This window comes from Streptomyces tritici (assembly GCF_048500665.1).
Lineage (GTDB): Bacteria > Actinomycetota > Actinomycetes > Streptomycetales > Streptomycetaceae > Streptomyces > Streptomyces tritici.
Genome location: NZ_CP183183.1, coordinates 514,507 through 532,374, shown reverse-complemented (window position 1 = coordinate 532,374; position 17,868 = coordinate 514,507). Strand labels below are relative to the sequence as shown.

The 17,868-nt window shown below is 75.1% G+C and carries 15 protein-coding genes; 6 read left to right on the top strand and 9 right to left on the bottom strand.

The features are described 5' to 3' along the window. The first annotated feature begins 121 nt into the window (after positions 1 to 121). Positions 122 to 1,225: a PLP-dependent cysteine synthase family protein gene (locus ACNJ93_RS02425; RefSeq protein WP_418955632.1), complete on the top strand. Its 1,104-nt coding sequence runs from the start codon at positions 122 to 124 to the stop codon at positions 1,223 to 1,225. Positions 1,226 to 1,340: 115 nt separating this feature from the next. Here ACNJ93_RS02425 and ACNJ93_RS02420 read toward each other — a convergent pair whose 3' ends face one another. From ACNJ93_RS02420 to ACNJ93_RS02410, 3 genes are all read right to left on the bottom strand, one after another. Beyond that, positions 1,341 to 1,823 (bottom strand): SRPBCC family protein, encoded by a 483-nt coding sequence (locus tag ACNJ93_RS02420; protein ID WP_418955631.1) that lies wholly within the window; start codon positions 1,821 to 1,823, stop codon positions 1,341 to 1,343. 76 nt (positions 1,824 to 1,899) lie between these two features. After that, positions 1,900 to 2,343, bottom strand: coding sequence for an SRPBCC family protein (locus ACNJ93_RS02415; protein ID WP_418955630.1), 444 nt, complete (start codon positions 2,341 to 2,343; stop codon positions 1,900 to 1,902). Then, on the bottom strand, positions 2,340 to 3,191 hold the full coding sequence (locus tag ACNJ93_RS02410) for a DeoR/GlpR family DNA-binding transcription regulator (RefSeq protein WP_418955629.1): 852 nt from the start codon (positions 3,189 to 3,191) through the stop codon (positions 2,340 to 2,342). Before ACNJ93_RS02410 ends, ACNJ93_RS02415 begins: the two co-directional genes overlap by 4 nt. Positions 3,192 to 3,316: 125 nt before the next feature. Between ACNJ93_RS02410 and ACNJ93_RS02405 the strand changes: the two genes are divergently transcribed. Then, a complete protein-coding gene (locus ACNJ93_RS02405; protein WP_418955628.1) occupies positions 3,317 to 5,818 on the top strand; it encodes a hypothetical protein in 2,502 nt (833 codons plus the stop codon). Here ACNJ93_RS02405 and ACNJ93_RS02400 read toward each other — a convergent pair. The 4 genes from ACNJ93_RS02400 to ACNJ93_RS02385 all read right to left on the bottom strand — a co-directional run bounded on the left by ACNJ93_RS02400 (position 5,788) and on the right by ACNJ93_RS02385 (position 10,426). Then, a complete protein-coding gene (locus ACNJ93_RS02400) occupies positions 5,788 to 8,217 on the bottom strand; it encodes a right-handed parallel beta-helix repeat-containing protein (protein WP_418955627.1) in 2,430 nt (809 codons plus the stop codon). The two genes, ACNJ93_RS02405 and ACNJ93_RS02400, sit on opposite strands and share 31 nt — an antisense overlap. A 104-nt stretch (positions 8,218 to 8,321) precedes the next feature. Further along, positions 8,322 to 8,930: a hypothetical protein gene (locus ACNJ93_RS02395; protein ID WP_418955626.1), complete on the bottom strand. Its 609-nt coding sequence runs from the start codon at positions 8,928 to 8,930 to the stop codon at positions 8,322 to 8,324. 149 nt (positions 8,931 to 9,079) lie between these two features. Further along, positions 9,080 to 9,904, bottom strand: a complete 825-nt coding sequence (locus ACNJ93_RS02390) for an MOSC domain-containing protein (RefSeq protein ID WP_418955625.1) — start codon at positions 9,902 to 9,904, stop codon at positions 9,080 to 9,082. Between the two features lie 45 nt (positions 9,905 to 9,949). Further along, positions 9,950 to 10,426 carry a DUF6643 family protein gene (locus tag ACNJ93_RS02385; RefSeq protein ID WP_418955624.1) on the bottom strand — a complete coding sequence of 159 codons (477 nt, stop codon included), beginning with the start codon at positions 10,424 to 10,426 and terminating at the stop codon, positions 9,950 to 9,952. A gap of 271 nt (positions 10,427 to 10,697) precedes the next feature. On the opposite strand from ACNJ93_RS02385, the gene ACNJ93_RS02380 reads away from it, so the two are divergent. Beyond that, positions 10,698 to 12,077 carry a TerD family protein gene (locus tag ACNJ93_RS02380; RefSeq protein ID WP_418955623.1) on the top strand — a complete coding sequence of 460 codons (1,380 nt, stop codon included), beginning with the start codon at positions 10,698 to 10,700 and terminating at the stop codon, positions 12,075 to 12,077. Positions 12,078 to 12,097: 20 nt separating this feature from the next. Here the strand turns inward: ACNJ93_RS02380 and ACNJ93_RS02375 are convergent, their stop codons facing one another. After that, positions 12,098 to 13,327, bottom strand: coding sequence for a glycosyltransferase (locus ACNJ93_RS02375; RefSeq protein ID WP_418955622.1), 1,230 nt, complete (start codon positions 13,325 to 13,327; stop codon positions 12,098 to 12,100). A gap of 58 nt (positions 13,328 to 13,385) precedes the next feature. Here ACNJ93_RS02375 and ACNJ93_RS02370 point away from each other — a divergent pair, with 58 nt between their 5' ends. Both ACNJ93_RS02370 and ACNJ93_RS02365 read left to right on the top strand, forming a co-directional pair. Then, complete coding sequence (locus tag ACNJ93_RS02370; RefSeq protein WP_418955621.1) at positions 13,386 to 14,171, top strand: glutamate racemase; 786 nt, start codon at positions 13,386 to 13,388, stop codon at positions 14,169 to 14,171. Positions 14,172 to 14,255: 84 nt separating this feature from the next. Continuing rightward, complete coding sequence (locus ACNJ93_RS02365) at positions 14,256 to 14,810, top strand: hypothetical protein (RefSeq protein ID WP_418955620.1); 555 nt, start codon at positions 14,256 to 14,258, stop codon at positions 14,808 to 14,810. Positions 14,811 to 14,853: 43 nt separating this feature from the next. On the opposite strand, the gene ACNJ93_RS02360 is transcribed toward ACNJ93_RS02365, so the two are convergent. Further along, positions 14,854 to 15,957 (bottom strand): O-antigen ligase family protein, encoded by a 1,104-nt coding sequence (locus tag ACNJ93_RS02360; protein WP_418955619.1) that lies wholly within the window; start codon positions 15,955 to 15,957, stop codon positions 14,854 to 14,856. A gap of 266 nt (positions 15,958 to 16,223) precedes the next feature. Here ACNJ93_RS02360 and lnt point away from each other — a divergent pair, with 266 nt between their 5' ends. Continuing rightward, entirely contained in the window at positions 16,224 to 17,867 is a 1,644-nt protein-coding gene (gene lnt, locus ACNJ93_RS02355; RefSeq protein ID WP_418955618.1) for an apolipoprotein N-acyltransferase, read from the top strand. The last annotated feature ends 1 nt before the right edge of the window (position 17,868 follow it).

The following is a 17,868-nucleotide window of genomic DNA, read 5'->3' as shown; positions in this document are numbered from 1 at the left end:
CGCCGTGCGTCACCTCGGCGGCGACCGGCCTCCCAAGGGACTCCTATGGCTCCCCAAAGCGATCGTTTGCGCAGGTGAGGGGGTTATCGTCGGGAGTGGAACAGGACGAGGAGAGCACCCCATGAGCACCGCCACCATCGACGTGGACCGCAGCGACCCGGCGTACCGAGCCTGGCTCAAGGAGGCCGTGCGCAAGGTGCAGGCCGACGCCAACCGCTCGGCCGACACGCACCTGCTGCGCTTCCCGCTGCCCGAGGAATGGGGCATCGACCTCTACCTGAAGGACGAGTCGACGCATCCGACCGGCAGCCTCAAGCACCGGCTGGCCCGTTCGCTGTTCCTCTACGCGCTGTGCAACGGCTGGATCCGGCCGGGCAAGCCCGTCATCGAGGCGTCCAGCGGCTCGACCGCCGTCTCGGAGGCGTACTTCGCCAAGCTGATCGGCGTCCCGTTCGTCGCCGTGATGCCCCGCACCACCAGCCACGAGAAGTGCCGGCTCATCGAATTCCACGGCGGCACCTGCCACTTCGTCGACGACCCGCGCTCCATGTACGCGGAGTCCGCCGCGCTCGCCGAGCGCACCGGCGGCCACTACATGGACCAGTTCACCTACGCGGAGCGGGCCACCGACTGGCGCGGCAACAACAACATCGCCGAGTCCATCTACCAGCAGCTGCGCCTGGAGCGGTACCCCGAACCGGCCTGGATCGTGGCCACCGCGGGCACGGGCGGCACCTCGGCGACCATCGCCCGCTACGTGCACTACATGCAGCACGACACCCGGGTCTGCGTCGCCGACCCGGAGAACTCCTGCTTCTTCGACGGCTGGACGCACGGCGACCCGGAGGCCACCGCCGACTGCGGCTCACGCATCGAGGGCATCGGCCGGCCGCGCATGGAGCCGAGCTTCGTCCCGGGCGCGATCGACCGGATGATGAAGGTGCCCGACGCGGCGAGCGTCGCCGCCGTGCGCGCCCTGGAGACCGCGATCGGCCGCAAGGCGGGCGGCTCGACCGGGACCGGGCTGTGGAGCGCGCTGAAGCTCGTCGCCGAGATGGTCGCCCAGGGCCGCACCGGCAGCGTCGTCACGCTGATGTGCGACCCGGGCGAGCGCTACCTCGACAAGTACTACTCCGACGACTGGCTCGCCGGACAGGGCCTGGACATCGCCCCGTACGCACGCGCGATCAAGAGCTTCCTGGCCACGGGCGACTGGCCGGAGTGACGGCCCTGACGGGCGACGGGCGGAGGCACGCCCTACGGGCGACGGGCCGGAGTGACGCCCTTACGGGCGACGGCCGGAGCGACGCCTCTACACGCGACGGGCCGGAGTGACGCTCCTACGGGCGACCGGCCGCAGTGAGCCGCCGGTCCAGGCTGCGCATCGCGTCCCGGAACGATCGGCCCACCCCCGGCCGGGCGAGGCGGAACGCGAGCCGGCAGGCGGCCGGGCCGTCGACCGCCATCGTCCAGTCGACCCGGGTGCCCGCTCCGGCGGGGGAGAGGACCCAGTCCTCCAGCATCGCGGCGACGCCCGGGGCGTTGGTCTCGTCGATCCGGTAGGCGTACCGGGCCCCCGGCTCGGCCGCCATGATCGTCTCCCGGAACCGCACCCCGCCGCGCAGGTGGACCGTGCGCCCCGCGCCGTCGCCGGTCGGCGTCGCGGCCGTCACCGCGGCGAACCACGCCGGCATGGACTCCACCTCCTCGGCCAGCGAGCGGTACACCGCGCCGGGCGGAGCGGCCAGTTCGGCCGTGAACGACAGACGGACGGGCGCGCTCGCGACGAAGTCGAGCTCCACGAGCCGGAGTCGGCGGGGCATGGACCGTACCTCCCGAGGGGCGGGGTCGAGGTGCGCACACGATAGCTGACGCTCCGTCAGTTTCCCAGGGCGCGGATCAGCGCTCCGCGCGGAGGAGCCCGGCCATCGCCCGGCCGAACACCAGCCGGCCCGCCGCTGCCAGGAGCGGGTCGGCCGCCCGCGGCAGGCCGCGCAGGCGCAGGTCCTCGCTCCACACGACGCGGCAGCCGCCGCCCGCCGACGGGCTCACCTCGATCTCCGCCCAGCCGAGCACCACGCGGCCCCGCTTCTCCAGCCGGCAGGTCCCCGGCCGGTCCGCCGTCGGCGGCTCCCAGCGGACGATCTCCATCGGGTCGTCGAACGCCAGCCGCCCCACGCCCGTACGGGCCGCGAACCGGGTGCCCACCCCCGTCGGCCTGGCGGTCAGCACGCGGGTACGAGTGAACGGCACCCGCGCGCCGTGCGCCGGCCAGTCCGTCAGCCGCCGCCACGCCTCCGCCGGCGACAGCGGCGAGCCGCGCACGATCCGGAACACGCTCATCCGTCCGCCCCGGACTCCTCCACCACGCCGCCCGGCCCCGCCACGACCAGACCCGGCAGATGCTCCGCCATCTCCGCCCGGACCGCCGCCGACACGCCCCGGTCCGTCACCAGCGTGTCCACCTCGTCCAGACCCGCGAACGAACTCAGGCCCACCGTCCCCCACTTGGTGTGGTCCGCGACCACCACCACCCGGCGCGCCGACCGCATCAGCCGCCGATTCGTCTCCGCCTCCGCCAGGTTCGGCGTCGACAGCCCCGCCTCCACCGAGATGCCGTGCACCCCGAGGAACAGCACGTCGAAGTGGAGCGAGGCGATCGCCCGGTCCGCCACCGGCCCCACCAGCGCGTCCGAAGGCGTCCGCACCCCGCCGGTCAGCACCACCGTCGCCGCGCCCGGCCGTGCCGCGCCCGACGGGCCCGGCGGCTGCGCGGCGTGGAACACGTCCGCGACCCGCACCGAGTTGGTCACCACCGTCAGGTCCGGCACCTCGACCAGCTGCTGCGCCAGCGCGTACGTCGTCGTCCCGCCCGAGAGCGCGATCGCGCTGCCCGGCGCCGCCATCGCCGCCGCCGCCCGCGCGATGTCCTCCTTCGCGCCCGGCTCCAGCGTCGACTTGGCCTCGAACCCCGGCTCGTGGGTGGCCGGCTCGGCCACCGGCACCGCCCCGCCGTGCACCTTCTCCACCAGACCCTGCCGGGCCAGCGCGTCGAGGTCCCGGCGCACGGTCATGTCCGAGACGCTGAGCCGCCGGGTCAGTTCGTTGACCCGCACGCCTCCCCGCCGCCGTACCTCGTCCAGGATCAGGGCACGCCGCTGCTCCGCGAGGAGATTCTGAGTGTCGCTCACCGCCGGGGCCGGTCCTTCCAGAGGGGACGGGGTGCGGATTGTGTGCGACCCCTGCCCCGGGCCGCACCCATCCGCGATTCTGTACGTGCCGTCGAATCCTCCCACTCAGAGAGTGAGTCACCGAAGTGTCCCCTGCCACACCGGCCCCGCAGAGCGGGGGCGCGGCACTCGAACTGCTCGTCCACGGCGTCGGAGGAGCAACCCCGCAGGACATGCTCGACGACCCCCGGACCATACGGGTCACCGGCGACGCCACCGCGGCCATGCACCGCCGCGGCGCCGACCTGGACGCCGAGGACCACCCCGAGCGCTACGCCGAGCGGCCGGTGCCGGAGGCGTACTGCTGGTCCAACCTCACCTCCGGCAACGGCACCCGGGCCCTGTGGCTGCTGCTCCTGCCGTTCATGGTCGTCAACCTCGCGCACTGGATGCGCCCGCCCGCCGGGGGCCGCCGCCGCAGCGTGCGCTTCTACGGCGTCCTGGTACGGCTGCTCGCTCTCACTCTCACGGTGCTGCTGACCGCCGCCGCCTGCGAGGTCGCCCTCGATCTGACGGCCTGGCAGTGCGCCGGCTCCGCCGCGTGCGCCGCGGACCGTTCCTGGCTCGGCTTCCTCGCCGCCGACCGGGGCGGCTGGTGGTCCCAGCCCGGCCGCCGGCTCGCGCTCGCCGCGCTCGTCCCGGCGGCCCTCGTCGCCCTGCTCTGGTACCTGTCCAACCGGACCTGGAGCGCGTACGAGGCCCAGCGCCCGCCCACCGGCTACGACGACGTCGCCACGCCGCCGCCCGGCGAGCCGGAGGCGGAGGACTCGGAGGCGGAGGACTCGGAGGCGGAGGACTCGGAGGCGGAGGAATCCGACGCGGCGGACGGCGCCGACGAGCCCGGCGCCGGGAACCACGGGCGGGTCCGGCCCGCCCTCGGCCGGCCCGGGTTCTGGTACGGCCGCCGGCTCGTCGCCCGGCTGCGCGCCGCGCACACCGCCGCCGGTTTCCTCACCGTCGCCGCCGCCGTCTGCGGCGCGGCCGCCCGCCACGACCGGGCCGCCGGCGGCGCCGGAGCCCTCGTCGGCTCGGGCCTCGAGGCCGCGCTGGCCGCCACCACCGCGGTCTGCGTGGTCGTCGTCGTCCGGCGCGGCCGCAGCGAGAAGCGCCTCGACCACGTCGTCGACCGCACGCTCGTCGCCTGGCTGCCGGCCGCCTCGCTCACCCTGCTCGCCGCCGCCCTGATGTACGCCGGCTGGTCCCGGCCGGGCTGGACGTCCTCCGGCACGCTGCCCGGCGACACCACCTTCGGCGTGCTCACCCTCGCGCAGGGGATGCTGGTCGTCGCCCTCGGCGTGGTCGCCCTCTCCCTGTACCGCAGCGCCCCGCAGGCGCGGACCGCGATGTACGGCCTCGGCGGCCCCGCCACCGCCATGCTCGCCTGCGCCCTCGGCGGCGTCATGACCGGCGGCGTCGCCCAGCGGGTCGCCGACTGGCTGGACGGCCCCGGCACGCCCGGCGCCGGGGGCGGGCGGATCGTCGGCCCCCCGGTGTTGCTCAGCTGGCAGGCGTCCGTGATCCCCGTGCTGCTGCTCGTGCTCGTCGTGCCCTGCGCCGTGCTGGCGGCCCGTACCGCCCTGACGGTCCGTCGGCTCGCTGCCGCCGTGGACGCCGACTACGACGTGGCCGTCCCGGACCCCGTCCGCACCCGCCGCATCGCCTCCACCCGCGCCGCCGCCGGCCTCACCGACGCCGCCCCCACCCTCATCGGCATCGTCTCCGGCGCCACCCTCCTGCTCGGAGCGGGCGCCGTGGCCGGGGCCTGGAGCAGCGGGAACGTGCCCGGCCGGGCCTTCGAGGGCGCCCACGACGTGATCGCCGCGGCCGCCGACACCGCCCAGGCCACCGGCTCCTGGCTCGTCGGCTTCGGCTTCATACTCTTCGTCACCTGGGGCCGGCGCGCCTACAAGGACGCCTCCGCCCGCCGCACCATCGGCATCCTGTGGGACGTCGGCACCTTCTGGCCGCGCGCCGCCCACCCGTTCGCCCCGCCCTGCTACGCGGAGCGAGCCGTGCCCGACCTGACCTGGCGGATGTGCTCCTGGACCCGTACCACCGGCGGACGGCTGGTCATCTCCGGGCACTCGCAGGGCAGCGTGCTCGCCGCCGCCGCGGTCTGGCAGCTGCCCGAGCAGACCCGGCACCGGGTCGCCCTGCTCACCTACGGCTCGCCACTGGAACGGCTCTACGGCCGCTGGTTCCCCGCCTACTTCGGCCCCGGGCAGCTGGCCGCGCTCCACGGCGAGCTGCACTGCTGGCGCAACCTGTGGCGGGCCACCGATCCCATCGGCGGCCCCGTCCGGGTCCCTGCCGACGGCGACAAACCGGCCGTCGACCGGGACGCCCTGCTCGACCCGCTGGTCTACGGCCGGGACCACGACCACCCGCTGCCCGAGCCCGTCCTCGGCCACTCCGACTACCAGGCCGACCCGGCGTTCGCCGCCGAACGGGCCAAGCTCCTGGACCGGTTGCCGCCCGCGCTGCCCCGGCAGCGCGTGGACGCGTGCACGGCCGGTCCGCGCGCCGAGGCCGGCGCGGTGGACTCCGGCGCGGCCGGTCAGGGCAGCTCGGGCAGGTCCTCCGGGTAGAGCAGGGTCAGGTCGTCCGTGCTCGCCTCGGCGAACGCGGCGACCCGGCCCGCATGACGCTCCACCATCGACTCGAAGGTCTGGCGCGCGGTACGGCCGTTGCCGAACGCCGGACCCTTCGGCAGCTCCGTGAAGTACTTCAGGAGCGCCGCCTCCGTGCCGTCGGCCAGCCGGTACTCGTGCTCGTCCGCCTGCTGGCCGACGATCCGCAGCAGCTCCTCCGGTACGTAGTCGTCGAAGGTGATGGTCCGTGAGAAACGGGACGCCACACCGGGGTTCACGGTCAGGAACCGCTCCATCTCCGCCGTGTACCCCGCGACGATCACGACCACCGCGTCCCGGTGGTCCTCCATCAGCTTCACCAGCGTGTCGATCGCCTCACGGCCGAAGTCCCGGCCCGAGTCCTCCGGGGACAGCGCGTACGCCTCGTCGACGAACAGCACGCCGCCGCGCGCCCGGTCGAACGCCTCCTGGGTGCGGATCGCCGTCGAGCCGATGTGCTCGCCGACCAGGTCGACCCGCGACACCTCGACCAGATGACCGCGCTCCAGGACGCCGAGCGAGGCGAGGATCTCGCCGTACAGCCGGGCCACCGTCGTCTTGCCCGTGCCCGGGTTGCCGGTGAACACCAGATGGCGGCGGACCGAGGCCGCCTTCAGGCCGGCCTCCTGACGCCGGCGGCCCACCTCGATCATGTTGGTGAGCGTGCGCACCTCGTGCTTGACGCTCTCCAGGCCCACCAGCGCGTCCAGTGCGCCGAGCACGTCCTGCGCCGACCGCGCCTCGCGCGCCGGCTCGGCGACGGCCGCCGTCTGCACCGGGTCGGGGGCGGGCGGGGCGGAGGAGCGGGGGGCCGGGACGGAGCCGATGAGTCCGGTCGTCTGCGTCGCCGTCAGCACGGGCCCGGCGCCGACGGCCGCCGCCGTGCGCACCCCGCTCTCGTCGCTGGTGCAGTCCTCCGCCGTCGGCCCGTCCTGCGCGAACTCGTAGCCGCCGCGGGCGCACCGCTCCGTACGGCACTTGCGCAGCGTGGTCCGGCAGCCGTCCATCACATGGAAGCCGTAGCCGCCGCTGCCGGTCACCCGGCAGCCGAGGAACGAGCCGCGGCCCTCCGCCGACACGTAGAAACCGGCCTCCGCCGGGGAGGCCACGGTGACCCGGTCGATCGTCGGGTCGGCGCCCTTGGTGACGATGACGCCGGTCTGCACGCTGTCGATGGTGCAGCCGGCGAGGGTGCCGCCGCTGCCGTGGTCCCGGAACCAGGCGCCGGTCGACGCCTCCCGGATCCGGCAGTCGTCGAGCTGCGCCGACGCGCCGTCGCTCACCGACACGGCCGTGTTGCGCACCTGCGAGAGGTCGCTGTCGACGACGTCGACCCGCGAGCCGCGGTCGAGCACGAACAGCGCGTCGGGCACGTCGTGCACCCGGCAGGACTCCAGGACGGCGGTCGCCCCGTCGCTGACCCACACGGCCGGGTAGTCGCCCGTGCTGTCGTGGATCTCGCACTGGTTGGCGTCCACCCGCGTGCCCGGGTCCCACACCGACAGCCCGTTGCGCCCGAAGCGGCGCACGGTCGAGCGGGTCAGCGTCAGGACCGAACGGGACCGCAGGTCGATCGCGTTCTCGGGGATGTCGTGGATGTCGCAGTCGGCCAGGTTCAGCACCGCGTCGGTGTCCAGGGTGATGCCGTCCGCCGACGTGCGGTGCACCGACGAGTCCGTGAGGTGGGCCGTGCCGCGCCCGGTGACCTGCAGGCCGGTGCCCTTGATCTCGTACACCTCGCAGCCGATGCCCTCCAGGGCGCTGCCCTCGCCGGTCACGGCGAGCCCCGCGCCCGAGGCGTGGTGGATCCGGCAGCGCTCCAGCCGCGGATGGGCGGCCCCGCGCACCGAGACGCCCGCCTGCCCGGCGGAGACCACCTCGCACTCCTCGAACACGCCCCCCGCGCCGTCGAGCACGGCGATGCCGACGCCCGCCGGGTTGTCGACGGTCAGCCGCCGCACGGTCGGCCGCGCGGCCCCGCGCACCTCGAGCCCGGCGGCGGAGCGCGTGACGATCCGCAGGTCGAGCAGTTCCGGCGTGCCGTCCTCGACGAGCAGCGCCGGAGCGGCCGTGTCCTGGCCCTCGACGTGGATGTCCTGGACGGTGGCCGAGGCCCGCACGGTCAGCGGGACGCCGTCGGCCGGCGCGATGCGCACCGAGCCCTGGCCGCCGTCCGGGCCGCGCAGGGTGACGGCCCGTCGGATCACCAGGTTCTCCCGGTACGTGCCGGGCGCGACGGTGAGGACGTCGCCGTCCCCTGCGGCCTCCAGGGCCGCCGCGAGGGAGGCGTACTCACCCGTGCGGCGCCGCCACCGCGACGTGCCGGTGTGCGTCACCTGGACCGTGCCCTGTGCCATGGGTGTGTCTTGCCCCCGCCTCATGCCTCGCTGCTGATCCGATGCCCCACCGTAGCGCGCGCCGGGCGGGCGGGTTGACGACTCGTCGCCGCCGCCCCCGCGGCTCAGCTTCCGGTGCCGGTACGCCCCCAGTCGGGTCCGGTCCGGGCCCATGCCCGGTCCAGGGCGGCGTACCGCCGGCGTATCAGTCCGCGTACGACGGCCCGCCGGGACGCCTCGGTCGAGACCGCCACCGCTCCGGCCGCGCACAGGCCCGCGAACACGGCGTGGGCGCGGGCCGTTCCGGCCCGCAGCGGCGCCGTGACGGGTCGTCCGTCGGCGTCCGTCCATATGCGGAAGGCGTCCCCGGGCCGAGGATCGCGGTGCGTCGTGTGGACCGTGCCGGAGCGGGGGAGGCCGTCCGGCGCGGACCAGCGGGCCACGACCGCCGTGCGCACCCGGGTCTCGCCGGCCGCGTCCGGCTGGTGCGGCGTCGGCTCCGGCGGTTCGGCCTCGCGCACCACGCGCGCCAGGGCGGGCCGGCGCTCCGCCTGCTGGGCGCGCGCGGCCTGCTGCAGCGCGTCGTCGGCGCGGAGCCCGGCCCACAGGCCGGTCGCGGGCGCGCCGAGCACGAGCAGCAGGACGGCGGCGCACGCGATCCATGCCTCGACCAGATCCGTGGTCCGGCGCAGGGGATTGTGCCGCCAGCGCCAGAGCCCGGTGAACGTCCCCACGGTCCGCACCCCCTCGGCTCGCTGTTCCTGCAACGAGTGTGCACCGGAGGGAGGTTCCGTGCGCGTCGGTCGTCCAGGTTGTGGACAACCCGTGCGCGCGGGCCCGGTTGTGGAAAAGAGGTTCCCGGAGCGGACGCCCGGCCCGCGGCTCAGTCGAGGATCTTGACCTCGTCGCCGACCCGTACGGTGCCGGTGTGCTCGGGCACCAGGTTCTGACCGAACACCAGCTTGTTGCCCTGCCTGCGGTGCGTGCCGAGGGTGCGCAGCGGCTCCTTGCCCCGCTCGCCGGTGAGCTGGTCGGTGGTCGTCACCACGCAGCGGCCGGACGGCTTCGCGACACGGAAGGTCACCTCGCCGACCGCGAGCCGGGTCCAGCCGTCCTCCGCCCACGGCCCGGTGCCGTCCACGACGAGGTTGGGCCGGAAGCGGTTCATCGGCAGCGGGCCCTCGTCGGCGTGGTCGCCCTGCGCGATCAGGGAGTTGAGGGCGTCCAGGGACGCGGTGGCGGTGACGAGCAGCGGGTACCCGTCGGCGAACGACACCGTCTCGCCCGGCAGCGCGTACTTCGGGTCCACCGGCCGCCGGACCGCCGGGTCGTCCATGTGCACCAGCCGCACGTCGGCGTCCAGGTAGTCGCTGAACCAGGCGTCGGCCGCGCCGCCCGCCGGGACCGCCTCGACCGGGGTGCCGAAGACCTCCACGCGGACCGTGCCCGCGGGTTCGGGGACCGCCACCGTCAGCGGCTCGAGTCCGGGCGCGGACAGGCGTATGTCCCCGTCGGGCAGAAGCTCCGCGGCGGCCAACGCCATCCGCGGATGCTTCCGTTGGGTCACGACCTCGCCCGAGCCGTCCACCACGGTCCAGCGGCGGTCACCGGCCAGTCCCCAGGGCTGGACCTCCGCCTCGGCGGGCGCGAACCCGCGCATCGCCTTGACCGGGTGGATGTGGACGGAGCGCAGCACAGGATTCGACATACGGCCATCCTGCCAGTCGCCCCGTCCGCCCGGACGAACGGACGATCAGTATCCGCCGCCCTGGTAGGGGCGGTTGTACGGGTCGTCGTACGGCGCGGGCGCCGGGACCGGCCGCGGGGCCGCCGCCGGGCGCATCGCCTCGTAGCCGGTGGCCATCGGCCGGGGCGGCTGCGGGGCCTGCGGGCCGGGGTAGCCGCGGGGGCCGGCGGGCTGCTGGGGGATGTACGGCGCCGGAGCGTGCTGCAGAGGCGCGGGGGCGACCTGCTGCATCTGCTGCGGGTAGCCGTACGAGCCCCCGTGGTAGGCCGGGGGCGGCGTCGGGCTGGGGGCCGCCGGCAGGGCGGGCAGGGCCGCGGGGAGCGCCGGCAGGTAGCTGTGGCCGGTGTCGTACGCGGAAGGCACTCGGATCGGCGCGATCTGAGGGGTGCCCCGTTCAGCGACCAGGGAGTCGTAGATCGGGGTGTCGGGGAACGACGAGGCGGAGTGGTAACCGCCGCCATAGGTGGCCCGGGGGGAGGTCATGGCACATAAGTTAAGCCCACGATGTGCTGGTGGGTAGCCCGATAAGCGGGTTGTTTGACGAGTTCTGAGTGACGGCCGATTCCCCAATGGGAGCGAACGTGACAAAAACGGGCGGCGGCGAAGGTGATGATCACGAAAAGCCCGAGCTGAGGAGGGGTTACCCGCGGGTCTCCCGCTGACCTTCCGGAGGGCCTTCCGCGGCACTTCCGCCCCGCGAGAACGTGCTTCGGAATAGGTTGGCGTACGAAATCGCGGTGCACGCGGACTCTCGATGGGGGCGATCATGTCCATGCTTAAAGGAGCCAATGTTCCGGTGCCGGCGCGAAGCGTCCGCGTCGAATTGGGCTGGCGTTCATCGGCGGGCGGCCCCGACGTCGACGCCTCGGCGCTACTCCTCGTATCGGGGAAAGTGCGCTCCGACGCCGACTTCGTCTTCTACAACCAGCCCGTGCACGCCTCCGGTTCGGTGCGGCACGAGGGCAAGCGCCCCGCCGCCGGCTCCGTCACCGACATCCTGAGCGTCGACCTGGAGCGCGTCGAGCCCGCCATCGAACGGATCGTGCTCGCCGCCTCGGCGGACGGCGGAACGTTCGGCCGCGTGCCCGGACTGTACGTACGGGTCCTCGACGCGGCCTCCGGCGCCGAACTCGCCCGCTTCGACAGCGCGGACGCCACCGTCGAGACCGCCTTCATCCTCGGCGAGCTCTACCGCAGACAGGGCGCCTGGAAGTTCCGCGCCGTCGGCCAGGGGTACGACTCCGGCCTGGCCGGCCTCGCCACCGACTTCGGCATCACCGTCGACGAACCCCAGCGCCCCGCCGCCCCGGCCCCGAGCCCCGCGCCGCACTCCTCCTTCCCGCCGCCGCACGCCGCGGCCCCGCCGCCGCACGCCGCGGCCGTGGCCGGCGAACCCACCCTGCCCTCGATGCCCACGGCGTCGTTCACCCCGACCTTCACCCCGCCCCCGGCCCCGATGCCGCCCGTGCCGCCCGCCCCCGCGCCGCCGCAGCCCGTGCGCCTCACGAAAGTCACCCTCACGAAGGAGGCGCCGGTCGTCTCCCTCGCCAAGCAGGGCGGCACCTCCGGCGCGATGCGGGTGAACCTCAACTGGGAGGTCCGCAGACAGTTCTCCGGCTGGGGCTCCAAGCTGGGCCGCCCCGTCGCCCAGCACTCCGACCTCGACCTGGACCTCTGCGCCCTGTACGAGCTGTCCGACGGCCGCAAGGGCGTCGTCCAGGCCCTCGGCAACGCCTTCGGCGCCCTGCACCAGCCCCCGTACATCCACCTCGACGGCGACGACCGGACCGGCGCGGTCGCCGCCGGCGAGAACCTCACCGTCAACCTCGACCACCGCGACGAACTCCGCCGCGTCCTCGTCTTCGTCACCATCTACGCCGGCGCGCGCAGCTTCGCCGACCTGCACGCCACCGTCACCCTCCAGCCGCAGCACGGCGCGCCGATCGACTTCTCGCTCGACGAGTGCACCGTCCCCTCCACCGTCTGCGCGCTCGCGCTGCTCACCAACCACGGAGGCGACCTCGTCGTCCAGCGCGAGGCCCGCTACCTGGTCCCCGCCCGCGGCGTCAGCCCCCAGCGCACCGTCGACCAGGCGTACGGCTGGGGCATGAACTGGACGCCGGGACGGAAGTGACGCGGTACCACGCAGGGGGTTCAGCGGTCCGGCGCGGCCTCGGGACGGGCGTACGTACGCCCCTTCCAGGCCGCGCCCCGCCCCCGGTAGTGCTGCACCGCCGAATCCACCGTCATGCACAGATAGAGGAGCGCCGTGAACGGCAGCAGCGGGGCGAGCCACAGCGGCTGCCGGTAGTAACGAAGCATCGGCACGTACGTGCCCACCATCACCGCCCACGCGAGCGCCCCCGCCCACGCGGCCGGCCCGTCGCCGGTCAGCAGCCCGGCCGCGAGCGCCACCGGCGGCGCCAGATAGACGAGGGCGAGACCCAGGACGGTGCCCGCGAGGACCAGCGGGCTGTGCCGCAGCTGCGCGTACGCGCTGCGCGACACCATCCGCCACAGATCCCCCAGCCGCGGGTACGGCCGCACGCTGTCCACCCGCTCGGCCAGGCCCAGCCAGATCCGGCCGCCCGAACGCCGCACCGCCCGCGCCAGCGACACGTCGTCGATCACCGCACCGCGGATCCCCTCCGGCACCCCCGCGCGCACCGCCGCCTCGGTCCGCAGCAGCACGCAGCCGCCGGCCGCGGCGGCGGTGCGCGCGCGAGGCGCGTTGATCCAGCGGAACGGATAGAGCTGCGCGAAGAAGTAGACGAACGCCGGCACGATCAGCCGCTCCCAGGCGGTCGCCACCCGCAATCGCGCCATCTGCGACACCAGGTCGAGGCCGTTCGTCTCCGCCGCGGCCACCAGCCTGCGCAGACTGTCCGGCTCGTGCGCGATGTCGGCGTCCGTGAGCAGCAGGTACTCCGGACCGCCGTGCGGCGGATGGCCGGCGGCCCGGGCGAGCGTCGGATCGTCCGGCTCCGGACAGCCCCGGCGGGCGCGGGCGATGCCGTGCTTCAGCGCCCACAGCTTGCCCGTCCAGCCCGGATCGGGCTCCCCGGGGGAGACCACCACCAGCGGCAGTCCCGTGAACCGGTCCGCCAGCTCGCGTGCCAGCTTCCCCGTCCCGTCCGTGCTGCCGTCGTCGACCAGCACGACCTCCGCCGGTCCCGGATAGTCCTGGGTCAGCAGCGACGGCAGGCTCACCGGCAGCACCTCGGCCTCGTCGCGGGCCGGCACGACGACGGCCACCCGCGGCCACACGGGCGGATCCATCCGGGCGGGCAGCCGCTGGTCGGTCCGCCAGAAGAACCCCTGACCGAACAGCAGCCACCCCCAGGCGGCCAGCGAACCCACGGCGATCCAGGCAATGGCGCTCATTCCGCGCAGTCTGCCCCAGATCGCCGGGAGCGCAAGGCCGGTCGGATAGGGTGACCGGGTGAAGATCGCCCTCATGGATTCCGGAACGGGCCTCCTTGCCGCGGCGGCCGCGGTGCGCCGGCTGCGGCCGGACGCCGACCTGGTGCTCTCCTCCGACCCCGACGGCATGCCCTGGGGCCCCCGCAGCGCCGACGACATCGTCGAGCGCGCCCTCGCCACGGCCCGCGCCGCCGTCGCCCACGGGCCGGACGCGCTGATCGTCGCCTGCAACACCGCCTCCGTGAACGCCCTGCCCGCCCTGCGCGCCGAGCTTGAGCCCGCCGTCCCGGTGATCGGCACCGTCCCGGCGATCAAGCCCGCCGCTGCCGCGGGCGGACCCGTCGCGATCTGGGCCACCCCGGCCACCACCGGCAGCCCGTACCAGCGCGGGCTCATCGACGAGTTCGCCGCGGACGTCGACGTCGCCGCGGTGCCCTGCCCCGGCCTCGCCGACGCCGTGGAGGCCGCGGACTCCGCCGCCGTCGAGAAGGCCGTCGCCGCGGCCGCCGCGCTCACTCCGCGTGACGTCCGCGCGATCGTCCTCGGCTGCACCCACTACGAACTCGTCGCCGAACTCATCCGGACGGCCGTACGGCCCACCGGCCTTCCGCCCCTCGTTTTGCACGGCTCCGCGGGGGCAGTCGCCGCACAGGCGCTGCGCCGCATCGGCGCGGACCCCGCGCCCGAACTGGCCCCCACCGGCGGACTGACCGTGCTGCACAGCGGCCGCCCGGCCGAGCTGCCGCCGGCCGCCCTGGCCTACCCCGAGGGCCGGCTGCTCCGGACCGTCGCACCCGCTCGCTGAGCGTCACGGCCGTACGGCCGGCCGAGTGTCCCGACGGAGCTCGGCACAGCGCCGTACGAGCACAACGTGAGTAGGCTGCGACCCATGAGGGACCACTCCCGAGACGAGCGGCGCGGAGAAGGCTCCGAGCCCGAGATCTGGACCGGTCGGGCGACCAACCGTGTGCAGTGGGTGCTCGCGGCCCTCGGCGCCGGCTTCATGGCGCTCGGCATCGAACTGGCCGTCGACCGTCCCTGGACGTCCGGCGTCGTCGCCCTCGCCATGTCCGTGATCGGCTGTGTGCTCGCCGGACTGCTGATGATCTTCGGCACCCTCGCGTTCGTCCATGTCGCGGTGCGGGTCGACTCGCGGGCGATGGAGGTGCGCTGCGGCCACATGGGCCTCCCGCGCCGCCGCATCCCGCTCTCCCACATCGTCGGTGCGGACTTCGACCCCCGCGTGGACCCGCGCCAGTGGGGCGGCTGGGGATACCGGTGGCGGCCCGAGAAGGGCACGGCCGTGGTGGTGCGCCGGGGCGAGGGCCTGGTCGTCACCCTCGGCGACGGGCGCAGTTTCACGGTCACCGTCGACGACGCGGCGACGGCCGTCCGCGTGATCCGCGGCCACCTGCGCCGCGCGACCCCGACGGCCGGGGTCTAGAAGGATTCTGGAAGCTTCCGTCGGGTCGACCACGGCCGGCGGTCTAGGAGTTCCCGGGCTCATGGCCGGTGCCGGCTGCCGGCGTGGTGCCGGCCGTGGCGAGGCCCGCGAGAAGACCGGCGGCCGCCGTGACGGGGGTGAAGCTCAGGGCGTCCCCGAACGAGGCCAGCGCCGCGAGCCCGGTGAGCGCCGCACCCGCGGTGAGCGCCACCGGCGTGGGGCGGGGCGAGCGCGCGAGACCGCAGAGCAGCCAGCCGTACGCCGCGCCCAGCAGCACCACCCCCGGCAGACCCTGCTCCGCGGCCTGCTGGAGCGGGGCCGAGTGCGGTGCGCGGTCCGCGTACGGCGCCTGTTGCGCCGTCGCACTCAGCTCCCCGAACCGGTCCGGGCCCACACCGCGCACCGGGTGCTCCCGCACCATCCCCGCCGCGTCCCGCCACAGCCCCACCCGGTGACCGGTCAGCAGTTCCCCGGCGGAGGCCGCCGGGGCGTCCGGCAGGGCGTCGTCGGCGACCGCCCAGGAGCCGCCCGCCACCAGGCCCGCCGCCAGCGCCAGCCCGGCCAGGCCGACGAGACGCCGTCGCATCCGGGCGGCGGCCAGCGAGCACAGCAGGACGCCGACCGAGGCGAGCACTCCCACGGGGGGGCCGAGCACGGCGGCCGTCGCGGCGACGCCCCCGGCCAGCGCCCACAGGGCCGAGCGCAACGGGCCCGGCCCGGCGGCCGAGGCCGCGCAGCAGGCCGCACCCGACGCCAGGACGAGCAGCGCCGCGGACGCTCCCGCACGCCCCAGCGGAACCGCGGCATCCGCGGCGGCTCCGTCCCCGGCGACGAGGACGGCGCCGTCGCCGGCGAAGGGGACAGCGCCGTCCCCGGCGAACAGGACCGCCCCGTCGCCGGGGGCCAGCACGAGGAGCAGCAGGCCCAGCGCCGCCGCGGTCGCCGCGGCGACCGGCAGCAGGGAGCCGGCGATGCGCCCCGCCGCGTACCCGGCGGCCACCGCGAGGACGGCGAGGACCACCCCCTCGGGCCGGGCCTCCCGCCCCGCGGCGCTGATCAGCGACCAGAGCACGCAGGCGCCCAGGACCAGCACCCCCGCCACGTCGGTGGCGTGCCCCCGCTCGCGCACGGCAGGCCGTTCGGCCATTCGCGCAGTCATCCCCGTCGACCCCCCGACTGTGACGGCACGGCGCGCACGCCGAACGGGCCGCGCGCCGGAGCCGCCGCCACGGTAACGGGCGGAGCGGGCAGAGGGGGAGACCTTGTGAAGGAACGTTGCGGCAATGAAGGAGAACGCGGTCGATCCCGTCGGTTCGGGCGGCCCGGCCGGGGGCGTGCGCCGCGGTGGTGCCGGGCCGCGGGCGGCCCGACCGTCCTGCTCCGAGCGAGGTCACCCCCCGTAGACTCCGCTGTGTGAGCACCACCATGACTCCCGTCGACGCGTCCGGGCCCGACGTGCCATCCGGCTCGGCCACCTCCTCGGGTGGCGCATCAGCGGCCGCCCTCTGGCGCGGACGGGCCCGGCGTCTGGCGCGGCCGGCCGCCGCCGTCCTGTCCGGTGCGCTGCTCTACCTCAGCTTCCCGCCCCGCCCCTTGTGGTGGCTGGCGCTGCCGGCCTTCGCGCTCCTCGGCTGGACGCTGCGCGGCCGGCGGCTGCGCGCCGGTTTCGGCCTCGGCTACCTCGCCGGCCTCGGTTTCCTCGCCCCGCTGCTCGTGTGGACCGGCTCCTTCGTCGGCGCCGGGCCCTGGCTCGCCCTGGTCGCGGCCGAGGCGGTGTTCGTCGGGGCCGCCGGTCTCGGCATCGCCGCCGTCTCCAGACTCCCGGGCTGGCCGCTGTGGGCGGCGGCCGTGTGGATCGCGGCCGAGGCCGCGCGCGCCCGTGCCCCGTTCGGCGGCTTCCCGTGGGGCAAGATCGCCTTCGGGCAGGCGGACGGGATCTTCCTGCCGCTCGCCGCCGTGGGCGGCACCCCCGTCCTCGGCTTCGCCGTCGCGCTGTGCGGCTTCGGCCTGTACGAGGCGCTGCGCCGCGCCGTCGCGTACCGCCGCACCGGCAGGCTGCCGCGCGTCCCGGTCACCGCGGCCGTGGCGGCGGTCCTCGTCCCCGTGGCCGGGGCCGGCGCGGCCCTGCCGCTGGTCGACGCCGGTGCCGAGACCGGCACCGCGACCGTCGCCGCGATCCAGGGCAACGTGCCCCGCCTCGGACTGGACTTCAACGCCCAGCGCCGCGCGGTCCTCGACAACCACGCCGACCGCACGGTCCAGCTGGCCGAGGACGTGGCCCGCGGCACGGTGAAGCAGCCCGACTTCGTGCTCTGGCCGGAGAACTCCTCCGACATCGACCCGTACGCCAACCCCGACGCGTACGACGTCATCGACAAGGCCGTGAAGAAGATCGGCGCGCCGACCGTGATCGGCGCGGTGATCGCTCCCCAGACCGGCAAGCTCCGCAACACGCTCATCGAGTGGGACCCGCGGCGCGGACCGGTCGACACCTACGACAAGCGGCACGTGCAGCCCTTCGGCGAGTACATCCCCCTGCGCCCCGTGGTGCGCCTCTTCAACAGCAACGTGGACCGGGTCAGCCGCGACTTCGGCCCCGGCAGCCGGATCGGCGTCTTCGACCTGGCCGGGACCCGCGTGGGCCTCGCCACCTGCTACGAGGCGGCCTTCGACTGGGCGGTCCGCGACACCGTCACCCACGGCGCCCAGCTCATCGCCGTGCCCAGCAACAACGCCACCTTCGGGCGCAGCGAGATGACCTACCAGCAGCTCGCGATGTCCCGGGTCCGGGCGGTCGAGCACAGCCGTGCCGTGGTCGTGCCGGTCACCAGCGGCGTCAGCGCGATCATCCGGCCGGACGGACAGGTCGTCCGGAAGACCGCGATGTTCACCCCGGACGCCCTGGTCGACGAGGTGCCGCTGCGCACCTCGCAGACCCCCGCCACCCGGTTCGGCATCGCCCCCGAACTGCTGCTGCTCGGCGTCGCCGCCGGGGGCCTCGGCTGGGCGGCGGTGCGCGCCCGGGCGCGGAGGACGGGTACCGCCGGCACGGCCTGAC

Bases quoted from the DNA above. Each gene is read 5' to 3' on its own strand.
- ACNJ93_RS02425 (WP_418955632.1), top strand. From the start codon at position 122: ATGAGCACCGCCACCATCGACGTGGACCGCAGCGACCCGGCGTACCGA.
- ACNJ93_RS02420 (WP_418955631.1), bottom strand. From the start codon at position 1,823: ATGCCCCGCCGACTCCGGCTCGTGGAGCTCGACTTCGTCGCGAGCGCG.
- ACNJ93_RS02415 (WP_418955630.1), bottom strand. From the start codon at position 2,343: ATGAGCGTGTTCCGGATCGTGCGCGGCTCGCCGCTGTCGCCGGCGGAG.
- ACNJ93_RS02400 (WP_418955627.1), bottom strand. From the start codon at position 8,217: ATGGCACAGGGCACGGTCCAGGTGACGCACACCGGCACGTCGCGGTGG.
- ACNJ93_RS02390 (WP_418955625.1), bottom strand. From the start codon at position 9,904: ATGTCGAATCCTGTGCTGCGCTCCGTCCACATCCACCCGGTCAAGGCG.
- ACNJ93_RS02385 (WP_418955624.1), bottom strand. From the start codon at position 10,426: ATGACCTCCCCCCGGGCCACCTATGGCGGCGGTTACCACTCCGCCTCG.
- ACNJ93_RS02380 (WP_418955623.1), top strand. From the start codon at position 10,698: ATGGGGGCGATCATGTCCATGCTTAAAGGAGCCAATGTTCCGGTGCCG.
- ACNJ93_RS02375 (WP_418955622.1), bottom strand. From the start codon at position 13,327: ATGAGCGCCATTGCCTGGATCGCCGTGGGTTCGCTGGCCGCCTGGGGG.
- ACNJ93_RS02365 (WP_418955620.1), top strand. From the start codon at position 14,256: ATGAGGGACCACTCCCGAGACGAGCGGCGCGGAGAAGGCTCCGAGCCC.
- ACNJ93_RS02360 (WP_418955619.1), bottom strand. From the start codon at position 15,957: ATGGCCGAACGGCCTGCCGTGCGCGAGCGGGGGCACGCCACCGACGTG.